This window comes from Ahniella affigens (assembly GCF_003015185.1).
Lineage (GTDB): Bacteria > Pseudomonadota > Gammaproteobacteria > Xanthomonadales > Ahniellaceae > Ahniella > Ahniella affigens.
Map to the genome: position 1 here is coordinate 790,783 of NZ_CP027860.1, position 22,542 is coordinate 813,324.

Consider the following 22,542-nt stretch of genomic DNA (forward strand, 5'->3'; position numbering starts at 1 on the left):
GTTCAACCAACACGTGCCACTTCATATCGCAAGAACTGCATGCTGGCCTCCGCCCGGCCCTGGCTCAAAGAGCGCAAGCTGGTGGTGTAGCCGTGGAGCTTGGCTAACGGCGCATGGGCGCGGACATCGACGCGCAGACCACGATCGTCGATCTGCTGTATCTGACCTTGCCGTTTTTGCACCTCGCCAATCACATCACCCAACGCCTGTGCCGGCGTGTCGATCTGCAATTGCATGACCGGCTCCAACAGCCGCGTGCCACTTTGCTGTAACGCATGCTGGAGCGCGGTGAACGCGGCACGTTGAAACGCCAGGTCCGACGAGTCGACTGAGTGTGCCTCGCCATCGATGATGCGGATCTGCAATCCGACAACTGGAACGCCCCGCGGGCCTTCCTGCAATGCCTGTCGCAAACCCTTCTCGACCGACGCGACGAACGGCTTCGGAATCGAACCACCAATCGTTTCATCAACGATCTGCACGTCTAAGTCGGGCATCGGCGCGATCGACAACACAACGCGAGCAAACTGGCCTACGCCGCCATTGCGCTTCTCGATCTTGCCTTCGGCCCACGTCACCGCGGTAGCTGGCGTTTCCTGATACGCCACCTGCGGCGCACCGGTCCGCACGGTGACGCCGAAGTCCTGGCGGAGACGCTCAACCATCACATCAAGATGGAGCTCGCCCATGCCATAGACCACGGTGTCACCGGTGTCCGGGTCTTGCTTGACTTGGAACGATGGGTCTTGCAGCGCCAACGCTGAAAGGCCTTGCCCAAGTCGCAACAAGTCCGACTTCTGCAACGCTTCGATTCGCCATGCGAGCACAGGCGGCTGTGTCGCTATTGCTTCAAGCTGCAAGCGGTCTTCCGGTGCCGACAGGGTTTCGCCGCTGGGCGAATCCTTCCAGCCCAGGATCGCGACGATCTCGCCGGCGACCGCCGCGTCGAGTTCCGTGGTTCGATCCGCCTGCACCGCTGCCAGCCGGCCGATGCGACGCACTCGTTGTGCGCGTGCGCACCAAACCGACTGCCCAACCGACAAGCGACCCGAGTACACGCGCACGAAGCTGGCCATGGTCTGACCAAGCGGTGTGACCTTGAACACCAACGCCACGGTGGTGGCATCAGGATTCGGTGGCAACCAAACCGCTGCCTGTTCGCGCTCAGCACGGACGGCCGGTCGATCCATGGGCGATGGCAGATAATGCGCGATGGCATCGAGCACCGCTTGCATGCCTTGGTTGCGATAGGCCGACGCTGCGATGACGGGCACGCCCGCACCAGCGAGCGTCGCGCGACGCAACGCCGCACGAAGTGCATCGGCGCTGATCGACGCTTCACTTAAGTACAACGACTCTAGTTCGTCGTCGTGTTCGGCAACGGCTTCGATCAGGGCGAGGCGCTTCGGCAGATACTGCGATCGGTCAAGGGCCGACCAGGATTGCATCGTCACTGCGCCATCGACCTGCCACAACCACGTGCACTCGGCGACGAGATCAATCCAGCCGCGAAAGTCCTCGGCCTCACCCAACGGTAGGCCCATCGGCCAAGCGCGAGCATCGAGCACCGTGCGCAGCGCATCGACCACGCGCGCGAAGTTCGCGCCCGGGCGATCCATCTTGTTGATCACGGCAATGCGTGGGAGCTCATGATGGTCAGCTTGGCGCCACACCGTTTCCGATTGTGGTTGCACGCCATCAACCGCCGAGAACACGGCCACGGCGCCATCGAGCACGCGCAGCGAGCGTTCGACTTCGATCGCGAAGTCGATATGGCCCGGCGTGTCGATCAACGTGAAGCGATGCTCAGTGTCGCCTGTTGGCGTCCAACGCAAACGCACGGCGGCGGCGCCGATCGTGATGCCGCGACGGCGTTCGATGTCGGAGTAATCGGTCGTGCTGTTGCCATGGTGCACTTCGCCGGTGCGATGAATCGCGCCTGCCGTCCACAGCAGTCGTTCGGTCAGAGTGGTTTTGCCCGCGTCGATATGAGCGATGATGCCCAGGTTGCGCCATCGGGAAGAATTCGTGCGTGTCATGTGCTTGCTCCTTGCAATATGCCAACCGGATGGCGGCCGCAGGGCGTCGTGCGCAAGCAAGCAGTCGCTGCGCAATCGGGGCGGTCGCATGGCGCCTGCACCCGGTTGGCAAACGGAGCGAGGCGATTTATATCTGGATCGAATCAAAGTGGTGCATGGCACGTTCTCCTGTTGGAGCGTTCAGTTCGAAGATGGGCAAAACTGGGATTGGTGACGTTCAAGTGGACGCAAGGCCCTAATTCGACGCAACAAAAAAGCACCGCGTTGGGTGCTTGGCGAGGGGAGTCCGAACGTTCTTGAATCAGCGTCAAGCGTGTTTCGTGACCGCGGCACCCACGCGCACCCGACCCGCGCAAACGCGCAGACGGATTGGCAAGATGAGTGGTGCGACGGCAGTCATGATCGTTCTCGGAACGGGATTGAGCCGCGATTCTGCTCGCTTCTATTTGGGCTTGCAAGTCGATGACGATCGAAGCCGTCCGGGCGTTGTCTGTTGATTCAGTTCGGTAGTCTGGTGACACCCGCGCACAACGGCGAAAGGAAGTGCGGCCTGCATCGCAGGGTACGAATGCGGATGACACTCGTGCATTGATAGCGCTTAGAATCGAAGCCGGTCGGCTAATTGGCGCGTCCGCGCGCATGTCGGCTGGGCATGACGGCGTATGGCGAATATAAGGATTTTGAGCCGATGACATCTTGGTCAACATTGGTCTTCGAGTTCCTGACGAGCGCGGTGCTTTGGGGAACTCTTGTCACGATATTGGTGATTCGGCTGAGGAATGCGCTTGATCCGGGTTGGCGACGGAAGTTTGTTTCCGTGGGCTTGGCGTGGGTGGCTCTTCACACGGGAATTGCTTGGTACCTGCTCGTGCTGCCAACTTCTGGAACCATCGTTGAGTCGACTACCGGTCAGCCGATCAGCGGCGTGAGAGTGGACAATTACTGGCACACCTATCCAATTGGTATCTTTGTGACGGCCTGCAGCGGCAGGCAAGCCCGAGTCACGGATGCCGGAGGCCATTTCTCGTTTCCGTTTGTTCCGGTCACCTCGCTGTTGATGGGGACGTTCTATCGAAGCGTGATGCCCAAGGTTGAAGGTCGGCTCAAGACTGCTCGGAATAGTTTCATTCCTTATCCGCTTCGAGGTGAGATTCCAATCTTTGCTTTTGACTCCAAGGCTGATGGGGCGACCCAGTCATTTGCCCGAGGGTGTGACGTGCTACTTGGGCCGAGCGTGAAGAATGGGAAGCTTCCGGGCCAAAGAAGCGCGCTTTCGTTTCTGTTTTCGGAGGCTTGTGTCGAAAAGCGCGCCCACACTAGAACCGATCGCTATCTCTTGGAGTTGATTTCAGAATCCAATTTGGTTCGATCTCCGCCCTCAGTTCGGTTGCAGGAGCTTTACATGCAACTCCTTGGCGGCGCGCGCGGGCCTTGCGTCGGAGGAGGAGGTCGCTGCGTGCTGGCCGCCTCAGAGCAGGAGGCGAATTCAGTCTGCGATCAGATCGCTCCTCAAGTCGGTGCTCCTGGCGAGTTATTGGTCCGCTGAATGCAGGATTGTTTGGCAAATGCGCGAACAAATCCCGTTACAATACGCACCTGTAACGTATGCTGTCATCAAATCGAGCGCGTGGCTGCCATGTTCCCTTTGATCGGAACTACCACAGTTGCACTGGCGTCTACCAACTCGAACAAAACAAGGCCCTGCCTATGGTGATCTTTCAGAAGCCGCATCGTGGTTCAAGTAGCCTCCGGTTGGATCACCTACACATGGTGAACTTCCGGTGTTTCGCAGACCTCCAGATTTCGTTTCATGAGCGTCTCACTGTTCTCGTCGCGAACAATGGACTCGGCAAGACTGCTGTCCTAGATGCAATCGCAACTGCGCTGGGGCCTTTTGTTGGGGGATTTGACGAAGGGAAGGATCGCACCTTTGGCCCCAGAGATATTCGTATTCTAAAGGTAGGCTCCACAAATCAGATGGAATTTGCTGATGGTGGGGTGCAAGTCAATGCCAGAGGCCTCATTGACCATTACAGCCTTTCCTGGAGTCGCAAACTCGCCGGGCCCAAATCTCGAACCACCCGAAAGGAGGCGCAAGTCCTCTCCAGTTTTGCCAAGAGGCTGCAGAGCGCTGTAAGGAAGGAAGCCGAGGGCATAGCCTCTGGAACGTGTCTGCCATTGGTTGCGTACTATCCTACTGATCGCCTTTGGAACATTCGTCGCCTCCCATACAAACCACTCCCTCGGACATCTCGGATGGTGGGTTATACACATTGCCTCGAGTCTGGTTCGGACTTCCATCTAATGGCTGAGTGGTTTCGGTACTGGAGCATGAATGCGCTCAATCTTCGACTGAAATCGCAAAAAGATTCGAAGGAATGGACACCAAATGACTTCGACAATGCGCTAGAAGCCATGAGCACAGCGATCAACCGATGCCTCAAGCCCTCCGGCTGGGGTGAATTGGGCTTTAGTTTCGAGCGCGAAGAGATTGTGGCCCGGCACCCGGTTCATGGCGAGCTTCCGGTCGGCATGCTGAGTGATGGTATCCGAAGCATGCTGACGCTGGTCGCCGACGTCGCCTTCCGCGCCGTAAAGTTGAACCCAAACTTCGGTCCCTATGCGCCAACAGAGGTTCAAGGGATTGTGCTGATCGACGAGGTCGATATGCACTTACATCCTGCGTGGCAACAAACTGTGCTTTCGTCCCTGCAAGAAGCATTTCCGCGTATTCAGTTCATTGTAACCACGCATAGTCCACAAGTGCTCAGTACGGTGCCAGCTGCGTCCATTCGCTTGCTACAAGGCTACATAGATGAGACTACTGGCGGACCTACGTCAAACGTGCGCGAGTTCAATATTGAGACGCAGGGTGTGGCGAGTTCCACGGTGATGGCCCAGGTCATGAGTACCGACCCAATACCAGATATTGAGCAGGCAAGGTGGCTAAGCCGCTATCAGGCGTTAATTGCGCAGAGTGCTCATGAGTCGCTTGAGGGAGCCGAGCTTCGCATGAAACTCATCAGCCATTTTGGCGAAGGGCATCCAGTAATGCTCGAGTGCGGACGCCTGATCCGCTTGGAGGCATATCGAGCCAGGATGCGTGCCAAACACGACCCGGTTCCCGAAAACGACCAGAGCTAACCGTATGCACAAGTTGAATCGTGGCCCGGCTCCAGCTTGCCTACGGCATTACCAAGCTGACATTCACCAATGGAGCAAGGGCGTGCCCACCTGCGCCGAGAAATCTGACATCTGGGCCTGTCTTGATGTCATGCAACGCGGGCGATGCGCCTATTGCGAAGCGGAGCTAGCACATACCGACAAGCACATCGAGCATTTCCGGCAGCGATCGCGCTACCCCGCAGGCACATTCGACTGGAGCAACTTGTTCGGGTCGTGCAACCGGAGCGACAGTTGCGGAAGGCACAAGGACTCCTGTGGTCAGTACAACCATGCCGACTTAGTCAAGCCCGACCAAGATGACCCTGATGACTACTTTGTTTTCGTAAGCGATGGCACCATTGCACCGAGAAAAGGACTCTCGCCCAGTGATAGCGTGCGGGCTCACGAGACCCTCCGGGTCATGAATCTGGATGCTGCGCATGGCGCGTTGCGACACATGCGGCGTCAGGCTGCAATCGGGTATCTGCAGACTGCTGAGGAATTTCAACAGTTTGCGAACGCGTTTGATGAATCCGAATGGCGGTCGATGCTTGATGAAGAGCTAGCGGCCATTGCCAACTTGCCTTTCGTGACGACTATCCGACACGCCTTGCTTGGGATCCGTCCGTCCTGATGGCGGCAGTCTACTCTTTTGTGAATCTCGCGAAGGTTTTCCTAACCCGCCCTAAGTTGCCAGTTTAGGGTGGGCTCGATCGAATCTTGCCAGGGGAATGGTCGCGGGCGATGTTTAAGTCAAACCAACAGCTTCGGCGAGAACCGTTGCGCTTCGTGCAAGGTCGAGGCGAGCTTCAAGCCTTCGGCAAGGGTTTGCGCCGCGGACGTGCGGCCGGCCATGTTGCTCATGCAGAGATACAACACCCGCAACGCTTCGCGCATTTCCTCAAGCGGCAGATGCTCGGGGATGGCGTCTTCCTGCAGATCGCCATCGATCCAGTCGATCAGCATCGACAACGTTGCTGAATCGGCATTGCTCTGAATCGTGGCGTCGCGCAGCGCAATGCCGATTCGGGCTGGGCGGTAGCCGATGGCGTGATAGAGCCGGGTCGCCAGGTGTGCCATGACGGTCTGAAAGACCTTGTGCTTGGCTTGCCGGTCGTGCTTTAAGCGATCCATTCCCGAAGCTGGTGGGGCTGCGCCAAAACTCAGGTCAGAGAATGCACTGGCGTCAGAGGGCAGCCCGGTCAGGCGACCGAGATTGTGATCCTGGGCCTCGGCATCTCCCACCAAATTCGCCGGATAGCGGGACAGCTGGTCATAGGAGCGCGACAGCGCCAGGTACAGGGCTTTGGCCAAGGTCTGCCGTTCGCGCTCGTTGACCTTGCCAGCCTGTTCGGCCCGCATCAGAAAACGGTTGACGAGGAACTTCGGCTCGGTCTTGCAGAACTCCTCGCAGAAATGAAAGAGGTCCTGGATGCGCGCGGCATCGCTCATGCTCTCGATCAACGCCGTGAACAACGCGCGACGGCGGTGATTGACCCCAACTGAAGCGCCGGAACCGAGTGAGGTGGGAATGTTCAAGCGAAAGCTCCTTTCATTGAATTCGTTGATTCTTGCCCGGCCATCCCTGGCCTGAATCGACTCTGATGGTGTGCAGCATCTGCTTCAAGTACTGCGTTGCTGGCGCACCAGTTCGGCAAACTCGCGTGGCGACACCGCCTGCGAAAACAGAAACCCTTGGCCCAGAACGGTGCCGTGTTTGATCAAGAAGGCGCGCTGCACTTCGTGCTCGACGCCTTCGGCGATGACGGCAAGACCCACGCTCTTGGCGATCTGGATCATCGCTTGACAGATCGCCGAATCGCTGGCGTTGAACGGCACGCCCTGCATGAACGTGTGGCTGATCTTGACGCCCGAGAACGGAAACTTGCGGAGATAGTTCAGCGCCGAATAGCCCTCGCCGAAATCATCGATCACCAGGGCCACACCGAGGCCTTTCAGCGTATTGAAATTGGCCAGCGTGTCGGGCGCATCCTCGATGAGTACGCGCTCCGTAATTTCGATTTCGAGCGCTTCGCCGGGCAGCTTGTACTGATTCAGTGCAGACAACACGGTCTCGGGCAGGTTGTCGCTCAAAAATTGGCGGAACGACACGTTCACGGCAATCCGATCAATAGCGAGGCCGGCGTCTCGCCAGGCACGCAATTGTCGACACGCCTCCTGGATGACCCAGGCGCCGATCGGCACAATATCGCCCGTCGTTTCGGCGTGTGGAATGAACAGATCCGGATTCAGCTCCCCAAGGATGCGACTCTTCCAGCGCAGCAGCGCCTCGGCGCCATGAATGCGGCCGGTGCGAAGGTCGACCTGTGGCTGGTAGTGGAGGTAGAACTCCTGATTGTCCAACGCGCGTCGAAGCTGGGTTTCGATCAACAGGCGATCGGTCAGTTTGCGCGCCAAAGCCGGCGTGAAGGTCTGCCACGTATTGCGGCCGCGACGCTTCGCCTCGGTCATCGCCGCATCGGCATGATTGATCAGCTGCTGCACCGTTGCGCCATCGTGCGGATAAAACGCGATGCCAATGGAAACGGTGATCGAAAATTCCTCACCGCTGTGCGCGAATGGTTGCGAGAACGCACTGGCAAGCGCTTCCGCCTGCTTCAACACCGCCTCGGTGCTTTGTGCCCGGGCAATCAGCACCATGAATTCATCGCTGCCGAAGCGGGCCAGCAGACAGTCTTCGGGACAGTTTTCGCGGAGCCGCTGGGCGGCCGCAACCAGCAGGCCATCGCCCGCGGCGTGGCCCAGGAGATCATTGATCACCTTGAACCGGTCGAGATCGAGATGCAAGATCGCCGGACCGTCCGTACTGCCGGCCTCGTCGATTGCCTGCGTCAGGGCGCCCAGAATCGCATCGCGATTGCTGAGCCCCGTCAGCGAGTCGGTCAGCGCTTGCTGGCGCAAGCTGTCTTCCCGGCGCTTTCTTGAGGAAATGTCTTGCGCGGTGCCATACATGCCCACCACGCGGTTGCTGCGGACTTGTGCTTGTCCGATCAGGCGGAGCCAGCGCCGGCTCCCGCGCCGACCCTGCATACGAAGTTCCAGGTCGAATCCGAGCCCGGTCTGCTGCAGTTGCTGCGCAGCTTGCGTCAGGCGCTCGGCATCGCTCACTGCAAACAGCGTCAGCACGGCCTTCCAGGTTGTTGCCGGGTCGTCCTCGGTATCGCTCAGGCGGCGCAGCTCTTCGCTGAAGTACACGCGATCGCGTTCGAAATCGCATTCCCAGCCACCGATATGAGCCAATGCCTGGACTTGGTCGAATAGAAGCGAGTCGCGCTTCAGTGCGGTCACGTCACTGAACATGGTGATGACCTGGAATGGCCGATCGGCGCCATCGTGATACTGCGGCACCGAGGTCATCGCAAACCAGTCAAAGCCGCCACGCGTCGGCACATAAAGGCCGACGACTTCGGTGTCGATCGCCTCGCCACTGCGCATCGCCCGGAACGGCTGCAGATCGTTCATCTCAACGGGCAAGCCGTCTTCGTCGACGAACTGCCAGCTCTCGATGCCCAGCTTGCCTTGGTCCAGGACTTCCGGGCCGACATTCAGAATCCGCATGCCGCTCGCGTTGATCGACTTCAGCTGCATGTTGGCGTCGTACACCACAATGCCTTTGTCGATGACATCAAACAATTCGCGATAACGCCGCTCCGACGCACGCAGATCGAGATCGGCACGCAGGCGCTCGGTAATGTCACGCGCAACGGCCAGCACGCGGATGTCATGGCCATCGCGGAAGATCTGGGAATGCACTTCGACATCAAACCGACGGCCATCAGCGGCCACATTCTGCGTGATCACGGTGAATGTTTCACCAACCTGATACCGCGAAAACACCTCTTGCATGCGGTGCCTGGACAGGTCTGGATTCATGTCGAACACGCTCATCCTAAGCAAGCGTTCAAAGCTCACGCCAAACTGCTTGCACGCGGCCTGATTGCCGTCGACGACGCGGCCATCAATGTCGTGCACCGTGACTGAATCGGGGACAGCGTCAAGCAATGTTCGAAAGCGCGCCTCGGCCGACAGGATCGAACTGCGCAACAGCACCAGTTCGCTCAGCGTTCGTTGCAGCTTGTGGCGATCATCCGACTCGCCGGCGACCTGCAGGAGATTCCGCGCGCGCAGCAACGCGTCGTCCAGGATCTCGCTCGAGGGCGCATCGCGAACCGGGTCCTTGAACTTGTCTGCACTCATGCCGTCGGCAATCGGAATTGGGTCGACAGCGTATGCCTTTTCAGAGACTTACACCAGCCCAGCCAGTACCTGTTCGCGCAGCGCCGGCAGGGCGCCAAAATCGTCCTGGACGGCAGCAAATGCCTGGCGCCAAGCCGCGCGGTCGGTGGCGATCAACTGGCGAGCAAGGTCGGCATACTGTGCCCTATTGGGTGCCACGGCGTGCGCCAGTCCGGCGAGGCCCAGCATTGCCGCCGACTGCCGACCGCGCATGAATGCGCCTTCCAGAGCCACCATGGGGAGGCCGACAAACAGCGTATCGAGTGCCGTATTGCCACCAGACCAATGGCAGGTGTCGAGCATCAGATCACAAACTGCGAGGATGCTGAGAAAGCGCGGGCGCGACACCATGGGGTGCACGATCACGCGTGCCGGGTCGAGTCCGTAAGCTGCAAAAAGTTGTGCCAAACGGCGCCGGAGCTTGGCGAGTGCCAGCGGACGCTCGGACGCAAATAGCAGCAGGCGACTCTCGGGGATCGCCGCGAGCGTCTCGGCGAACAGGGTGTCTTGATCTGGATGGATCTTGAACGGCGACTGGGGGCAGACCAGTAGGGGGCCGGGCGGCAGGCCGAGTGCCTCGCGGCTTTCGTGCTGCAAGGCGCCCGGCGCTCGGTACTGTGTGCCGATCCCAGGCAGCAGGCTCAACGGTTCCGTGTAGTGCGCGCTGGCGCCCGGCGGTTCCATGCTGGCCACGCTCAGGTAGCGCTGAATGGTTGGCAGGCCGGTGGTGACTGGGTGACCCCACGCCGCCCATTGCAGGTTTGCGAGCGGCAGCGCCGCCAGTGCGAGCAGGCGCGTATCGATCCCTAGTTCGGGATAGATCAGCAGATCGTATTGCGCCGCATGCAGCAATTCCGCCGCGCGATCGGGGTCGGCCGGCAGTTCGTGCAGACGCACGCCATGTGGCACGATCGCGCGTGTGAACGCATCCAGATTTGGCGCCAGCGCGAGCACGTCAACCTGCACCGGCGCCGTGGCAAGCGCGCCGATCCACGATGCAAAATAGCTCCCGACCGTGCTCTGGTACCAGTGCCCGGATATCAGTCCCACCTTGGGTCGACTGGATCGCACCAAACTGCGGGGTGCGCTGAGTTCCGGGCGCAATGCTGCCGCCATCTGGCTCAGCCAAGTACCGTATTGCCGCTGCAGGTCGCGGTCGTCCGCGCCCTGGTAGGCCAGATAGAAGTTAGACCAAGCCAACTGTTTCAGGCCATCGCGATCGGGCTTTGGTGCCGCTGTGTCAGCGCAGAGTTCCTGCATGCCGAGCTGGTAGCGATGCCGCCATGCCGCCAGATCCGCATGGCTTTCGTACACCATCGGCAGACTCAAGTGGGCAGCGATCCGCGGCAACAGGCCCAGCGTTGGCGGCATCGGCGCATCGGCGCCAGCCAGTTCGGCATACCGTTGCCAGTCAGTCAGCGAATCGCTGGGCGGCGCGGTCGGTTCGGGCGGTTCGCCACGCAGAACACGTTGCAACTGCTGACTGAGTTCACTGATGGCCGACGCCAGTTCGGGACTGGGTAGCAGGTCCGTCAGCGTGGCAGTCTGGTGCGCCAGACGGTGTAGGTTCGCACGGGCATCGGGATTCTCCGGCCACAGCAGGAGCGCGGCGCGGTAAGCCGATTGGGCAGGCAGCCCCCGTTCCTGCTGCTCAAAGCGCGCGCCGCGACGATTCGCGAGCTTGCTGCCCACGCGTGCCAATGCTTGATCCAGGTCGGGCAGCCGCGATTGCAGCGCTTCGAACCACTGCCACGCTTGGTCCAGATCATCTTGCATCAGCGCGGCGTTGATGCCGAGTTTGAGCAAATCCGGGTCGGGCTTGGCGTTGGCGAGCAACGGCGTCAGCAGGCGCTGCGCCTGCGCTGCATGCCCGGCCTTGAGGAGTGCGAGCGCCTGATCGCGCATCGGTTGATCCGCGGGCCGATTCAGCTTGGCCAGGCCAGCGCGACCTTGGAGCCGTTGCGGCGCTCGATCGCATGGCAGATGAAGCGGCCCGCCGCCACCAAGCGGCTCAGATCGATGCCAGTATTGAAGCCCATGCCGTGCAACGCGTAGACCACATCCTCGGTCGCGACATTGCCGCTCGCGCCCTGTGCGTAAGGGCAGCCGCCCAAGCCCGCGACCGACGCATCGACCACACGCACGCCGGCCTCGACACACGCAAACACGTTGGCCAACGCTTGGCCGCGGGTGTCATGAAAATGGACCGCAAGCGCGCTCAATGGCACTTCGTCAGCCACAGCGCGCAGCATGCCGCGCGCTTTGCGTGGCGTGCCGATGCCAATCGTGTCGCCCAGCGAAATTTCGTAGCACCCCATACGGTGCAAGGCCTTGCTGACGCGTACGACTTCGGCCAACGGCACCTCGCCCTGGTACGGACAGCCCAGCACCGTCGACACGTATCCACGCACGCGGAGGCCGTCGGACTTGGCGCGCTCCAACACTGGCACAAAGCGATTCAGCGATTCATCGATCGTGGCATTGGTATTGCGGCGATTGAATGCATCCGAGGCTGCCGTGAACACGGCAATCTCGCGGACGCCGCTTTCGAGCGCGCGCTCAAGACCTTGCAGATTGGGTACCAGCACCGGCAGCCGCAAATCGGTGCGCTCGCGAAACCGCGTGGCCACATCGGCAGCGTCCGCCATTTGCGGTACCCACTTCGGGCTGACAAAGCTCGTCAGTTCGATCGTGCTGTGACCAGCTTCGATCAACTGCTCGATCAACGCGATCTTGGTAGCCGTCGCGACCTGGGTCGCCTCATTCTGCAGGCCATCGCGTGGCCCAACCTCGACGATGCGAATAGTCTCAGTCACCGGTCTTGCCTTTGGCGCGAGTAAACGCCTCTCGCATCGCGTCGTCACTGATGCGCTTCAGAATCATGGTGGGGCGCTTTTCGAACGCCTTGCGATCCCGAAGCCCGCGGCTCAGTTCGGCACTGTTGCTATCGACCTGATTCTGGATCGTGCGTTGTCCCGAACTCGGGGCATTCAAAACCGAGCGGCCATGCAGTTTGCCGCTCTGGATCAGCGCGCCAATGCGCTCGTGGTCCACGCCGCGGAGCTCAACCCGGTTCTTTTTGAACTCATAGCGATACAGCGTGTAGTTCATGTTGTCGCCGCCGTCGCTGTTGCTCTCGGCGCCGGATTTAATCTCACGCACCGCGACGTACTGAGTCTTGCCATCGCGAACGAACTGAATATCGGTGTCTTCCTGAAGGTCTTCCGCCTCCGGATTGCCGTCTTCCATGCTGCTGCCGACAAAGCGCTTGCAGTCGGCTTCGATCGTGAGGTAGTCCGGTTCGTCCTCGTCTTTCGAATCGCTGACTGTCACCACTTCCCAGGATCCGATCAGGCGGGTATCGCATTTGCTCTGCTCGCCATCGGGCAGATTGACGAATTCGGTGGACGAGCAGGCGGCCAGCAGAAACAACGGGATCAGCACGAGCAGACGATACAGGTTCATGACTCAGTCCTCGATCTTGACCAGCAAGGCATCTGCCTCGACGAACTCGCCGACACTGGCACGCAACTCGGCCAGAGTGCCGGCGCGCGCGGCGCGCAGGGTGATTTCCATTTTCATCGCTTCCATCACGATCAGTTCCTGCCCTTCACTGACGGTATCGCCACGCTTTGCGCGAACCGCGATGATCCGGCCCGGCATCGGGGCCAGCAGCTTATCGCTGCCGCCTTTGTCGACGCCGGTAAAGGCATAGGCGGGCACATCATGAATGCGATAGCGGCGTTCGTCGACGAACACCAGCCAGTCCGCACCGGACCGGTGACATTGCAGGCGATGAGCCTGACCGTCGATCTCGAGTGTCAGCACCGTGTCGCCGAGGCGGGCATGGCGGACGTCCGCGTGTTGGGTGCCGAAGTCCAGACGATAGTGGCCGGCATGCCCATGGGCCGCAAGCTCGAAACGTTGGCCGCGCCATTCAAAAGCCAGCACGCGTTTGCCATGGTGACCGAGCCGCCAGGCATCGCTTTCGCCCCAGGGCGAATGCGGATCCGCGCTGCTGTTTCGCTGCACCTGCTCCTGTTCGAGCAGTTGGGCACTGGCGACCGCCCAGCGGGCGAGATCAGGCAGATCGGCATCCGGCTTGGGCAGGAACTCATCGAGATGGCGATCAAGATAGCCCGTGTCGATGTCGGCGTTGATCACCGCCGGGTGGCGCACGAGGCGTTCCAGAAACTCGATGTTGCTCTTTGGCCCGACCACATCGCAGTCGGCCAGTGCGAGCCGCATGCGGCGCAAGGCGTCACTGCGATCGGCACCATGCACGATCAGCTTCGTAATCATGGGGTCGTAGAAAATACTGACCGTGTCGCCTTCGATCACGCCGCCATCGATGCGCACCGAATCGGTGGGGGCCGGCAGTCGGAGCCGTTCGATCTTGCCCGAACCTGGCAGAAAACCCTGTTCGGGGTCTTCGGCATAAAGTCTCAGTTCGATCGCGTGGCCATGAGGAGTCAGGTCTTGCTGTTGCAGTGGCAACGGCTGACCTTCAGCGATGCGGATCTGCCACGCGACCAGATCGAGCCCCAAAACCATTTCGGTCACCGGATGCTCGACCTGCAGGCGGGTGTTGATTTCCATGAAATAGAAATCACCGTGCTCGCCGACAATGAACTCGACCGTGCCGGCATTGCAATAGTCGATCGCCTGTGCGGCCTGCACTGCGGCTGCGCCCATGCGGGCGCGCAGGTCTGGCGTCAAGAACGCCGACGGCGATTCCTCGAGCACTTTCTGGTAGCGCCGCTGCGCGGAGCATTCGCGCTCGTTCAGGTGCATGGTCTGGCCATGGCGGTCTGCAAACACCTGGAACTCGATATGTCGGGGTTTGCCAACATAGCGCTCCAAGAGCACCCGGTCGCGACCAAATGCATTGCGGGCCTCGCGCTGGCAGCTTTCCAGTGCCGCGCCAAATTCGGTGCTGGCGCGGACCACGCGCATGCCCTTGCCGCCACCGCCATGCGCCGCCTTGATCATCAGCGGGTAACCGATGCGATCGGCCTCGGTTTGCAGCAAGCCCGGGTCTTGATTCTCGCCCGTATAGCCCGGCACAACCGGCACGCCGTGAGCCTGCATCAGCAGCTTGGCGCCAGCCTTGGACCCCATCTTGCGCATCGACGCTGCGCTCGGGCCGACGAACACCAGGCTGGCCTGTTCGCAGGCTTCGGCAAAGTCGGCGTTCTCGGACAAAAAGCCGTAACCCGGATGCACGGCATCGGCCCCCGTGCGTGTCGCTGCGGCAATGATCTTGTCGATGCAGAGATAGCTCTCGGCCGGACTCGAGCCGCCAATATGCACGGCCTGATCGGCCTGCCGCACATGTTGGGCGCGGGCATCCGCATCGGAATAGACCGCGACTGTTCGGATACCGAGGCGCCGACAGGTTCGAATGATGCGGCAAGCAATTTCACCGCGGTTGGCGATCAGCAGCGTCTGGATGCGTTTCATGCGGCGATTCTACCGGGCTCGGTCGCGGAAGCGAATGGCCGGGTGCGGGCGTGGTGGCACGTGACACGCCCGGTCGCGGATTTTATTCGGTCAGGGCCGGGGTGAGCCTACTCGCCTTCCCAGTAGTCCAGATTGTTGCCTTCGCGATTGATCATGCGAATGCCCTTGGGACGACCATTCTCGTCCCGTCCGGTAAAGAAGCTGGCACCAGTCTTGCCGGACTCCGGGTATTGCACCAATTCCGGGGTGATTGCCGTGCTGACGGCGAGGTAGCGCAGGGGCTCGGTTTCTGACGTGTTGACAATCTGGTGCGCGGTCTCGGTGCCGCCCGGCGGGCACGCAATGACATCGTGGGCCCGCAACGGGAATCGATCCGGGCCGACGCGCAATTCGCCTTGCCCGCTCAGAATGAAGAACATTTCTTCGTTGGCAAAGTGATTGTGCATCGGAAATGCGGCTTTGCCCGGCGGCACTTCGGTCAGATTGTAGCCAAGCTTTTGCGCGCCAAGATGAAACGAAATGGGCGCTATGCTCGACCCAACGTATCGCTCTGGCGCGGCGCCGGGTACGGCGATCGGCGACAGCTTCAGCGCGTCCAAGTTGATCACGGGTTTGCTCATTGTTCGTCTCCTTCAGACTTTGGTCGCAAAAGCCGGGCTGCGTTTGTCGAGAAACGCGCTGAGGCCCTCCTGGCCTTCGGCGGACACACGCAGGCGGGCAATCAGGCGGGCGTTGTCTTGATCGATCTGTTGTTGCTGTGCCAAGTCACGGCCAGCCACGCGAAACGCGAGGGCCTTGGCCTCGCCGACCGCGATCGGGCCAGCTTTGAGCAACGCCGAGATGACTCGATCGACTGCCGCATCCAGGGCCTCCGCAGCGACCACGTCGTGGACCAGACCGATCTGACGGGCGCGTTCAGCGTCGAAAATCTCTGCGGTCTGGAAATACCGCCGGCACTGCCGGAAGCCAATCGCGTCAATCACGTAGGGCGAGATCACAGCGGGTACCAGACCCAGCTTGGTTTCAGTGAGTGCGAATTTGGCAGCATCAACACTGATTGCCACGTCGCAGCAGCTGATCAAGCCGACGCCGCCGCCAAACGCCGAGCCGTTGACCCGCGCAATGGTCGGCTTCGGGCAAAAGGCGAGGGTGCGCATCAATGCCGCGAGGCCCTCGGCGTCGTCGCGATTGGCCGCCTCCGAGGCGGCCGCCATGCGCCGCATCCAATTCATGTCGGCACCGGCCGAAAATGAAGGGCCAGCGCCGGTAAGCACCAGAGCGCGCACGTCCGAGTCTTGGCCCAAATTGGCGATGGCATCAGTCAGTGCCGCAATCAGATGCTCGTCAAACGCGTTGTGCAGATCGGGGCGGTTCAACGTGACGACGGCAATTGCCGCGCGTCGCTCGACAGTCAGGAGTTGGGCGTTCATGCGGTTGGTCCGATAGGTGCCGCCATTATCGCTGGATTCGTCTCAGAAAACTGTCCCGGGCGCCTCGGATCGAGTTCAATGGGAACCGAGCCATGAATGGCGCTAGTGTTCAAGTCCGGTCAGCCCCGCGATCGCGGGATGATCACGATCGAGCGACCACTGCAGCGGATTGTTGGCAACGTATTCGCGAATATCTCTCAATTCGGTGTCGTCGCGAACGACGCGTTCGTAATAGTTCGGCTGCCACAATCGGTCATTGAACCGCCGCCAATAAAGGCGCCTGACGCCGTCGATGTAGCGCATTGTGGTCATGGTCTTGAAACGCTGCACGACCGCGAATAGTGACAACCCTATCGGGGCAGGCCGCAGTGCCTGCCCAGGCCCCGCGAGATCCGTAGGGGCAGACCCCTGTGTCTGCCCTGCATTTATGAAATCCGCAAGGGCAGACCCTTGTGTCTGCCCCGGTTCGCGCGATCAATCCTGCGCTTCCTTGACCAGCAGATGCTTGGCGATCTGGCCATGGACATAGCCTATGCCTTTCGCAATGTGCAAGGTGGCGAACAGCAGCACCACACCCGTCAGGAAGCACAGTGCCGTTCCAAAGAACGGTGCGCTGTACCAATGTCCGAATGGGCCGAATTCGAAATGGACCGTTGCGTCAGGCACCATGATCGCGGCGAATGGCACCGACAGCAGCCCGAGGGTGATCGACAGCAGCGCGCTGGCAATGGCGAAGTACAGCACGCCAAGCGGCATCATCGCGAGCATATAAAGCATCGTCGCCCACGTGCGGGGATCGATGAACATCTCCTTGATTCGCGTCGTCCAGGGCAGGCTGCGATCAGCGTAGATCGGACGGCGCGGCATGCGCACTCCGAGCATGGCTTCAATGATTCGGCCTTCGACGAGCGACAAAATACGCACGCTGCCGAGGAACAGAATCAGGAACGGAATGCCGATGATCAAGATCAACAGGCCAACCGACAACGACAGGCCGGAAACGACCCAGGTGAAGTAAAAGATGCCCGACGCCACACTCAGCAGCATGTAAAACAGCGACGTGTAGGCGCGCCAGTCAAAGACAATGCCGAAGAATTTGCCGAGCAGCGATTCCTGTTTGGGCGCGGTCGGTGGCTTCAGCGCGCGGGCCACCCGGATCTCGGTGTCGCGATAGATCGCCGCAACTTCTTCAGGCGCGCCATAGCTGTTCCAGATCTTGGCGATCAATTCGGCTTCGCTGAGACCCGGGTTTTCGGCCAGTTCGCTCCGCAAATGATCTTCGGCGTCGTAAAGCGCGTCCTGGACCAGGGCTTTGTCAGCCTTGCCCAGCGCTTGTTTGACGGCTTCCAAGTAAGCGTCGATCGAAGTCGGAATGGGCGGCTTCGACGCGCTTTGTTCGGTCTTCTGGACATCCTGTTCTTGCGGTTCCTGAGTCATGATTGCTCTGCCTCCAAAATCGATTGCACGAATTGCTGCGTGCCGTGCCAAGTGAGCTTCCAGTCGCCAAACACCACGCGACCAAGGTCCGTGATTTGGTAGTAGCGCCGGGGTGGACCCGAAATTGACGGCTCGACATGGCTGTCGAGCAGGCCAGCTTCATGCAGGTTCCTGAGCACCGGGTAGAGCGCACTTTGTTTGCCCCCCAGAATGCTCTGATCCGCCTGCTCCAGGCGCTTGGCGATCTGATAGCCGTAAAGCGGCATATCAGACTTGGCGAGCACTGCGAGCAGCACCAGCGCGACGGTCCCGGCGCTGAGCTCCTTCTGGAACTTCTTCACATGGATGTCCGTATCACTCATATCGTCATACCTCGATGTCCACAGTATTACGAACTAAGCAATACTATTCCTCTGCCACTAGTCATGGCGGCCGAAGGTCACGGGTATCTGTTCGCGGCAGGCGTTGTTTTGTCAGGAGCCCAAAACAACAAACCCGGCCGATGGCCGGGTTTGAGGCGAAAATCATGGCACCCGCGGCACGCGATACACGCGCCGAATCCGGAGTGCTCACCGCATTGGTTTAACCTTGCGCTTGCATGCGGCGATACGCAGTGAAACCGAGCAAGCCGAACATCAGGGCCAAAGCCCAGGAAGCATTCAGCGGAACCGAGCGCTGCGTGCCGCCAATAGCCGCCCAAACGCCCGTGCCGTCGGACGAATTGGCAAACGGATCCAGCGCGACAGGGGCGCACGTTGTGCCGCCAAGCGCACCAAACCCGGCCTGGTCGGTCAAACCCTTGCTTGGATCATAAATCTCGATGTTGTGCTGATTCTGCATGGCCGTCGTATTGGACTGCCGCAGCCAAATGGAATGGCCCGAGATGTTGCCGCTCGCGTCCGTACTGACCTCGAATCCGCATAGCACCGAATCTGCCAGGGTCCGCGTCGCCTGACCATCACTGAAACTCAGCGCAACCAAGCTGGCGCCAATGTCGGCGTTGCTCAGATTGGGCGCCAGTGGATTCGCAACTGTAAACGAGCCCGTGATGTTCTGCGCATTCGTATAGGGCGCATTGGCATTGTAAAAGGTCGGCCCGCTGTACGAGTAAGTCACGGCAGCCAAAACATTCGGGGCAACAACAACCAGCAACACAGCAATCAATTGACGAAACATCATGGTAACTCCAAGCCCATATCCAGCCTGCAACCATAGCACTTCCCCAAGGAACTGTCGCCGTTCGCTGGACGTAGGTAGTGTCTCAGTTTGAATTTCCCGGATTCCCGGCCTGAACGTTGGGGCGCTACAATCAGGGCATGGCTACCAAACCGAAGCGCCCAAGAGACCCTAACCAGCTTGCCAAACTCATCACCGGTATTGCAACGGGTGAGGTGCAAGACGTTGACCCGAACGAAGGGAAAGACCCGGCGGCGGCGGCGCTTGGAAAGCTCGGGGGCAACGCGCGATCAGCACAGCTTACGCCCGCCAGGCGCGCTGAAATCGCCAAGAAAGCTGCCGCAAGTCGTTGGAAAACAAAGAAAGAATAAATTTGGGAATATTTTTCTTGACTTCTGTCGTGTCCAGGGCTATTTTTCAGCCTCCTATCTGCATAGGCGCGCGAAATGTCCTCGGAAACGATCAACCAAGTTATGGATCGCATCAGCGATGACCTGCTAATCCAGTTTGAGCAGATCACCAGGTTTGGGTTCGAGCGATATCAACAAATCCCTGCTGAGCTGAGGATTGATCTGAGCCCGAGGGCGCAGGCTGCGTGCATCTACGACTTCATGATGACTGAATCCGAACGCCGATTCGATGGCCGTGCCGACATTCGGCCTATTACCATGCGCGGGCTGAAGGTGTGGGCAGTGGAAGACCACACTTTGGTCAGGCTCAAAAAGATGGATGCTTCCGGCCTCAAGTGTAATTACCGCACGAAGCAGACCAAGGAATACGATCGCGGCACTTCCTTTGCCGAGTTCCCACCTGAGGCCATCCGGTTGACTGTGGGCTACTTCGCCGACGCCTTCTCCAGTTCCATCGAACGTGTACAGGTTGCCTACCAGCGCGGCACGCGGATTGATTGGTGTGCGGCCATCCTCCCAGAGGATCAGCGCGTCGAAGGTCAGAAGATTTGGACTGATGTCACCATGCAAGGCCGGATTGCTGGATTTGGATGAGGTGGACTATGCTGGCGCCTGGGCAAAAATTTAATCACCATCTTTTGGTTATTGCGCGTGAATCGCGCGGGTACACACAGGCGGACCTGTCTACACTTTCTTCAATTGCTCAGGGCACTGTATCGAAGTACGAAACCGGGGCTGCTGATCCGCCAGAAGGCTTTGTAGAAGAAATTGCGAAGGTGTTGGACTACCCAACAGGCTTTTTCTATGAGCCAGGGAGGCCCTATGGATTCCCCCCATTCCACTATCGGCGACGCAAAAAGTTGTCGATGAAGGTTTTGGGGCGAATTGTCGCGCAGATGAACATCCGTCGAATGCACATTCAAAAAATGTGCGTTTCATTTGATATTCGCAGCGTTGCGTCCGGGCGCATTCCAGAGATTGACCCGCATGAGTATGTTCGCGGAGTGAAAGGCCCGCCATCAGTTGAAGATATTGCCCGCAACCTGCGAGAGCTGTGGATGCTTCCGCGTGGGCCGATACCAAACATGGTTGACCTACTGGAAAGTAGCGGCGGCATCGTTATTCATTGTGATTTTGGCAGCGATCTCATCGACGCGATGAGTCAGCGCATTGATGGAATGCCAATTCTGTTTTTCGTCAACACTAACGCACCTGCTGATCGAGTTCGACATACCCTTGCGCATGAACTTGGACATATGGTTTTGCATACAACGACGCTTCACGACGACGACGTTATGGAGGATGAAGCGGATGCATTTGCAGGGGCTTTGCTTTTGCCGAGAGAGGAATTTAAAGCACAGCTGCGAAGATTTGATTTGCGCCAGCTCGCAAACATGAAGCAATTTTGGAAAGTCTCCATGGCATCCATGGCTGTGCGAGCTAGTAGGTTGAATCTGATAACCCCCTATCAGAGCAAAACGTTTTGGATGGAGATGGGGAAGCTCGGTTACCGAATGCGCGAGCCACACGAGCCATCTCCCGAGCACGGCTCTCTGCTGCGGCGCATGGTCAAGTACCACACAGATAAACTCGGGTACTCGACAGACGACATGTGCAAATTGCTGAATTTGAACAAGAAAGACTACGTTTTGATGTATGGCGATGCCGTAGTTGGTTCGCAAAAACAAGGTCCACGACTCCAACTTGTGAAGTGAACTTTATGCTTGACGCTAAGCATAAAGTTCATTATCATGCGTCGCATGAACCAGATGCCTATTGCAAAGCGCGCCCAAATCCTCGGCTTCCTCGTTGAAGGCATGAGTCTGCGGGCCGCCTCCCGCTTGGCTGATTGCTCGATCAACACGGTAACGAAGCTGCTCGTGGACGTTGGCACCGCCTGCGCCGACTTCCAGGACCAAGCCCTGCGCAACCTGCCAAGCAAGCGTATTCAGTGCGATGAAATCTGGTCATTCGTTGGTGCGAAGCAGAAGAACGTCGCCAAAGGCGCCGCTGGCTATGGCGATGTTTGGACCTGGACGGCCATCTGTGCGGATACGAAGCTGGTTGCGTCCTGGATGGTCGGCAGCCGTGACGGCGATGCAGCGCAAACTTTCATCGGTGATCTGGCTCCACGTCTGCGGAACCGCGTGCAGCTGACCACGGACGGGCATAAGGTCTACGTCGAAGCCGTGGAATCGGCCTTCGGTGCCGCCGTGGACTATGCGATGCTGGTCAAAGTGTATGGAGAAGGCCCGAAGTCCGATCAGCGCCGCTACAGCCCTTCGGAGTTCGTTTGCGCGACGAAACAGACCGTGACTGGCAATCCGGATATGGACAAGGTCTCAACGAGCTACGTTGAACGCCAGAACCTGACGATGCGCATGTCGTGCCGACGCTTCACCCGCCTGACGAATGCCTTCAGCAAAAAGGTTGAGAACCACGCGCACGCGGTGGCCCTGCACTTCATGCACTACAACTTCGGTCGAATTCACAAAAGCCTGCGCGTTACGCCAGCCATGGAAGCCGGTGTCTCGAATCACGTTTGGTCGCTCGAAGAAATTGCGGCGCTGGTTCCGGCTCCCGAATCCAAGCCGCGCGGCCCCTACAAGAAGAAACTACAGATTGCTGACGGCGGCTAGGCCGCCAGCAGTTCGTTCACAATCAAAGCTTGAACTTCTTTGGTATCGGCAGATTTCTCTCTTGCAGACGGGGAGCAAATCGCCTCATCACGAACAGGTCGCTTTTCGCTAAATGTGATAGTCATCGAAGAGATCACATTCCTGGCCCAGCGCCCACGAAAGAAATCGTGAGATATCATCATTAGCGCCAAGAGCTGAACCGCCATACGAATCCCTTCGGAGTTCTCTTTCTTATTGGCACTTGGAAGCTCCTGTTTCGAATAGGAGTTGCGGTGACTTTGAGCAAGCATTTCCCCAAAAAGCTCATCATTCAGCGAAAGCCGCACGAGCGTGCCACAGGCACGCCTGACTTCGTCCCGCTCAGATCGGTCTTCAATTACGCCCTCGCAAATGAATACGATCGCCTTTCGCAAATCCGCAGTCTGGCGAAGCACGCGCAACCGAAACGCGTATCGAATATAGAAAATGACCGCAGGAGCCAGGATCACAAATGCGACAATTAATTCCATTGCGGTTGACATATGTT

The 22,542-nt window shown here is 59.2% G+C and carries 21 protein-coding genes and 1 pseudogene; 8 read left to right on the forward strand and 14 right to left on the reverse strand.

Going from position 1 to position 22,542, the window contains the following annotated elements:
• Window positions 1-2 precede the first annotated feature (2 nt).
• Window positions 3-2,039 carry an elongation factor G gene (gene fusA / locus C7S18_RS02890; protein ID WP_106890129.1) on the reverse strand — a complete coding sequence of 679 codons (2,037 nt, stop codon included), beginning with the start codon at window positions 2,037-2,039 and terminating at the stop codon, window positions 3-5.
• A gap of 652 nt (window positions 2,040-2,691) precedes the next feature.
• On the opposite strand from fusA, the gene C7S18_RS02900 reads away from it, so the two are divergent.
• The 4 genes and pseudogenes from C7S18_RS02900 (at window position 2,692) to ptuB (ending at window position 5,838) form a co-directional block, all read left to right on the forward strand.
• Window positions 2,692-3,585: a carboxypeptidase regulatory-like domain-containing protein gene (locus tag C7S18_RS02900; RefSeq protein WP_106890131.1), complete on the forward strand. Its 894-nt coding sequence runs from the start codon at window positions 2,692-2,694 to the stop codon at window positions 3,583-3,585.
• A 221-nt stretch (window positions 3,586-3,806) separates the two neighbouring features.
• Window positions 3,807-4,202 (forward strand): annotated as a pseudogene (locus C7S18_RS25240) (ATP-binding protein); the annotation flags it as partial.
• A 168-nt stretch (window positions 4,203-4,370) separates the two neighbouring features.
• Entirely contained in the window at window positions 4,371-5,183 is an 813-nt protein-coding gene (locus tag C7S18_RS24810; protein ID WP_240623971.1) for an AAA family ATPase, read from the forward strand.
• A 4-nt stretch (window positions 5,184-5,187) separates the two neighbouring features.
• The gene (ptuB, locus tag C7S18_RS25175; RefSeq protein ID WP_106890133.1) at window positions 5,188-5,838 is read left to right on the forward strand and encodes a retron Ec78 anti-phage system effector HNH endonuclease PtuB; all 651 of its coding nucleotides are present in this window, start codon (window positions 5,188-5,190) and stop codon (window positions 5,836-5,838) included.
• Between the two features lie 119 nt (window positions 5,839-5,957).
• Here the strand turns inward: ptuB and C7S18_RS02915 are convergent, their stop codons facing one another.
• The 12 genes from C7S18_RS02915 to C7S18_RS02970 form a co-directional block, all read right to left on the reverse strand.
• Window positions 5,958-6,743, reverse strand: a complete 786-nt coding sequence (locus C7S18_RS02915) for a hypothetical protein (RefSeq protein ID WP_106890134.1) — start codon at window positions 6,741-6,743, stop codon at window positions 5,958-5,960.
• 84 nt (window positions 6,744-6,827) lie between these two features.
• Entirely contained in the window at window positions 6,828-9,422 is a 2,595-nt protein-coding gene (locus C7S18_RS02920; protein ID WP_106890135.1) for a sensor domain-containing protein, read from the reverse strand.
• Window positions 9,423-9,470: 48 nt separating this feature from the next.
• Window positions 9,471-11,366 (reverse strand): O-linked N-acetylglucosamine transferase family protein, encoded by a 1,896-nt coding sequence (locus C7S18_RS02925; protein WP_106890136.1) that lies wholly within the window; start codon window positions 11,364-11,366, stop codon window positions 9,471-9,473.
• Window positions 11,367-11,386: 20 nt separating this feature from the next.
• Window positions 11,387-12,277, reverse strand: a complete 891-nt coding sequence (locus C7S18_RS02930) for a hydroxymethylglutaryl-CoA lyase (protein WP_106890137.1) — start codon at window positions 12,275-12,277, stop codon at window positions 11,387-11,389.
• Complete coding sequence (locus C7S18_RS02935) at window positions 12,270-12,926, reverse strand: hypothetical protein (protein ID WP_106890138.1); 657 nt, start codon at window positions 12,924-12,926, stop codon at window positions 12,270-12,272. Before C7S18_RS02935 ends, C7S18_RS02930 begins: the two co-directional genes overlap by 8 nt.
• Window positions 12,927-12,929: 3 nt before the next feature.
• Window positions 12,930-14,924 carry an acetyl/propionyl/methylcrotonyl-CoA carboxylase subunit alpha gene (locus tag C7S18_RS02940; RefSeq protein WP_106890139.1) on the reverse strand — a complete coding sequence of 665 codons (1,995 nt, stop codon included), beginning with the start codon at window positions 14,922-14,924 and terminating at the stop codon, window positions 12,930-12,932.
• Window positions 14,925-15,031: 107 nt separating this feature from the next.
• Window positions 15,032-15,544 carry a cupin domain-containing protein gene (locus C7S18_RS02945; RefSeq protein ID WP_106890140.1) on the reverse strand — a complete coding sequence of 171 codons (513 nt, stop codon included), beginning with the start codon at window positions 15,542-15,544 and terminating at the stop codon, window positions 15,032-15,034.
• Between the two features lie 12 nt (window positions 15,545-15,556).
• A complete protein-coding gene (locus C7S18_RS02950) occupies window positions 15,557-16,354 on the reverse strand; it encodes an enoyl-CoA hydratase-related protein (protein WP_106890141.1) in 798 nt (265 codons plus the stop codon).
• 102 nt (window positions 16,355-16,456) lie between these two features.
• Window positions 16,457-16,666 carry a transposase gene (locus tag C7S18_RS02955; RefSeq protein WP_106890142.1) on the reverse strand — a complete coding sequence of 70 codons (210 nt, stop codon included), beginning with the start codon at window positions 16,664-16,666 and terminating at the stop codon, window positions 16,457-16,459.
• A gap of 162 nt (window positions 16,667-16,828) precedes the next feature.
• The gene (locus tag C7S18_RS02960) at window positions 16,829-17,791 is read right to left on the reverse strand and encodes a sensor domain-containing protein (protein WP_106890143.1); all 963 of its coding nucleotides are present in this window, start codon (window positions 17,789-17,791) and stop codon (window positions 16,829-16,831) included.
• A complete protein-coding gene (locus tag C7S18_RS02965) occupies window positions 17,788-18,153 on the reverse strand; it encodes a PadR family transcriptional regulator (RefSeq protein ID WP_106890144.1) in 366 nt (121 codons plus the stop codon). The genes C7S18_RS02960 and C7S18_RS02965 overlap by 4 nt, the downstream gene beginning before the upstream one ends.
• A 220-nt stretch (window positions 18,154-18,373) precedes the next feature.
• Complete coding sequence (locus tag C7S18_RS02970) at window positions 18,374-18,970, reverse strand: hypothetical protein (protein ID WP_106890145.1); 597 nt, start codon at window positions 18,968-18,970, stop codon at window positions 18,374-18,376.
• Between the two features lie 137 nt (window positions 18,971-19,107).
• On the opposite strand from C7S18_RS02970, the gene C7S18_RS02975 reads away from it, so the two are divergent.
• From C7S18_RS02975 to C7S18_RS02990, 4 genes are all read left to right on the forward strand, one after another.
• Window positions 19,108-19,338, forward strand: a complete 231-nt coding sequence (locus C7S18_RS02975) for a histone H1 (RefSeq protein WP_106890146.1) — start codon at window positions 19,108-19,110, stop codon at window positions 19,336-19,338.
• Window positions 19,339-19,413: 75 nt separating this feature from the next.
• Window positions 19,414-19,971 carry a hypothetical protein gene (locus C7S18_RS02980; RefSeq protein ID WP_106890147.1) on the forward strand — a complete coding sequence of 186 codons (558 nt, stop codon included), beginning with the start codon at window positions 19,414-19,416 and terminating at the stop codon, window positions 19,969-19,971.
• Window positions 19,972-19,979: 8 nt separating this feature from the next.
• Entirely contained in the window at window positions 19,980-21,092 is a 1,113-nt protein-coding gene (locus C7S18_RS02985) for an ImmA/IrrE family metallo-endopeptidase (RefSeq protein WP_170113071.1), read from the forward strand.
• A gap of 45 nt (window positions 21,093-21,137) precedes the next feature.
• Window positions 21,138-22,016: an IS1 family transposase gene (locus tag C7S18_RS02990; protein ID WP_106890149.1), complete on the forward strand. Its 879-nt coding sequence runs from the start codon at window positions 21,138-21,140 to the stop codon at window positions 22,014-22,016.
• On the opposite strand, the gene C7S18_RS02995 is transcribed toward C7S18_RS02990, so the two are convergent.
• A complete protein-coding gene (locus tag C7S18_RS02995; protein WP_206207965.1) occupies window positions 22,013-22,537 on the reverse strand; it encodes a hypothetical protein in 525 nt (174 codons plus the stop codon). The genes C7S18_RS02990 and C7S18_RS02995 overlap by 4 nt on opposite strands.
• Window positions 22,538-22,542 lie beyond the last annotated feature (5 nt).

What these genes read in the sequence shown, in the direction of transcription:
- fusA (WP_106890129.1), bottom strand. Translation starts at nt 2,039, where the DNA reads ATGACACGCACGAATTCTTCCCGATGGCGCAACCTGGGCATCATCGCT.
- C7S18_RS02900 (WP_106890131.1), top strand. Translation starts at nt 2,692, where the DNA reads ATGACGGCGTATGGCGAATATAAGGATTTTGAGCCGATGACATCTTGG.
- C7S18_RS24810 (WP_240623971.1), top strand. Translation starts at nt 4,371, where the DNA reads ATGAATGCGCTCAATCTTCGACTGAAATCGCAAAAAGATTCGAAGGAA.
- ptuB (WP_106890133.1), top strand. Translation starts at nt 5,188, where the DNA reads ATGCACAAGTTGAATCGTGGCCCGGCTCCAGCTTGCCTACGGCATTAC.
- C7S18_RS02920 (WP_106890135.1), bottom strand. Translation starts at nt 9,422, where the DNA reads ATGAGTGCAGACAAGTTCAAGGACCCGGTTCGCGATGCGCCCTCGAGC.
- C7S18_RS02925 (WP_106890136.1), bottom strand. Translation starts at nt 11,366, where the DNA reads ATGCGCGATCAGGCGCTCGCACTCCTCAAGGCCGGGCATGCAGCGCAG.
- C7S18_RS02935 (WP_106890138.1), bottom strand. Translation starts at nt 12,926, where the DNA reads ATGAACCTGTATCGTCTGCTCGTGCTGATCCCGTTGTTTCTGCTGGCC.
- C7S18_RS02940 (WP_106890139.1), bottom strand. Translation starts at nt 14,924, where the DNA reads ATGAAACGCATCCAGACGCTGCTGATCGCCAACCGCGGTGAAATTGCT.
- C7S18_RS02945 (WP_106890140.1), bottom strand. Translation starts at nt 15,544, where the DNA reads ATGAGCAAACCCGTGATCAACTTGGACGCGCTGAAGCTGTCGCCGATC.
- C7S18_RS02950 (WP_106890141.1), bottom strand. Translation starts at nt 16,354, where the DNA reads ATGAACGCCCAACTCCTGACTGTCGAGCGACGCGCGGCAATTGCCGTC.
- C7S18_RS02955 (WP_106890142.1), bottom strand. Translation starts at nt 16,666, where the DNA reads ATGACCACAATGCGCTACATCGACGGCGTCAGGCGCCTTTATTGGCGG.
- C7S18_RS02960 (WP_106890143.1), bottom strand. Translation starts at nt 17,791, where the DNA reads ATGACTCAGGAACCGCAAGAACAGGATGTCCAGAAGACCGAACAAAGC.
- C7S18_RS02965 (WP_106890144.1), bottom strand. Translation starts at nt 18,153, where the DNA reads ATGAGTGATACGGACATCCATGTGAAGAAGTTCCAGAAGGAGCTCAGC.
- C7S18_RS02970 (WP_106890145.1), bottom strand. Translation starts at nt 18,970, where the DNA reads ATGATGTTTCGTCAATTGATTGCTGTGTTGCTGGTTGTTGTTGCCCCG.
- C7S18_RS02975 (WP_106890146.1), top strand. Translation starts at nt 19,108, where the DNA reads ATGGCTACCAAACCGAAGCGCCCAAGAGACCCTAACCAGCTTGCCAAA.
- C7S18_RS02980 (WP_106890147.1), top strand. Translation starts at nt 19,414, where the DNA reads ATGTCCTCGGAAACGATCAACCAAGTTATGGATCGCATCAGCGATGAC.
- C7S18_RS02985 (WP_170113071.1), top strand. Translation starts at nt 19,980, where the DNA reads ATGCTGGCGCCTGGGCAAAAATTTAATCACCATCTTTTGGTTATTGCG.
- C7S18_RS02990 (WP_106890149.1), top strand. Translation starts at nt 21,138, where the DNA reads ATGAACCAGATGCCTATTGCAAAGCGCGCCCAAATCCTCGGCTTCCTC.
- C7S18_RS02995 (WP_206207965.1), bottom strand. Translation starts at nt 22,537, where the DNA reads ATGTCAACCGCAATGGAATTAATTGTCGCATTTGTGATCCTGGCTCCT.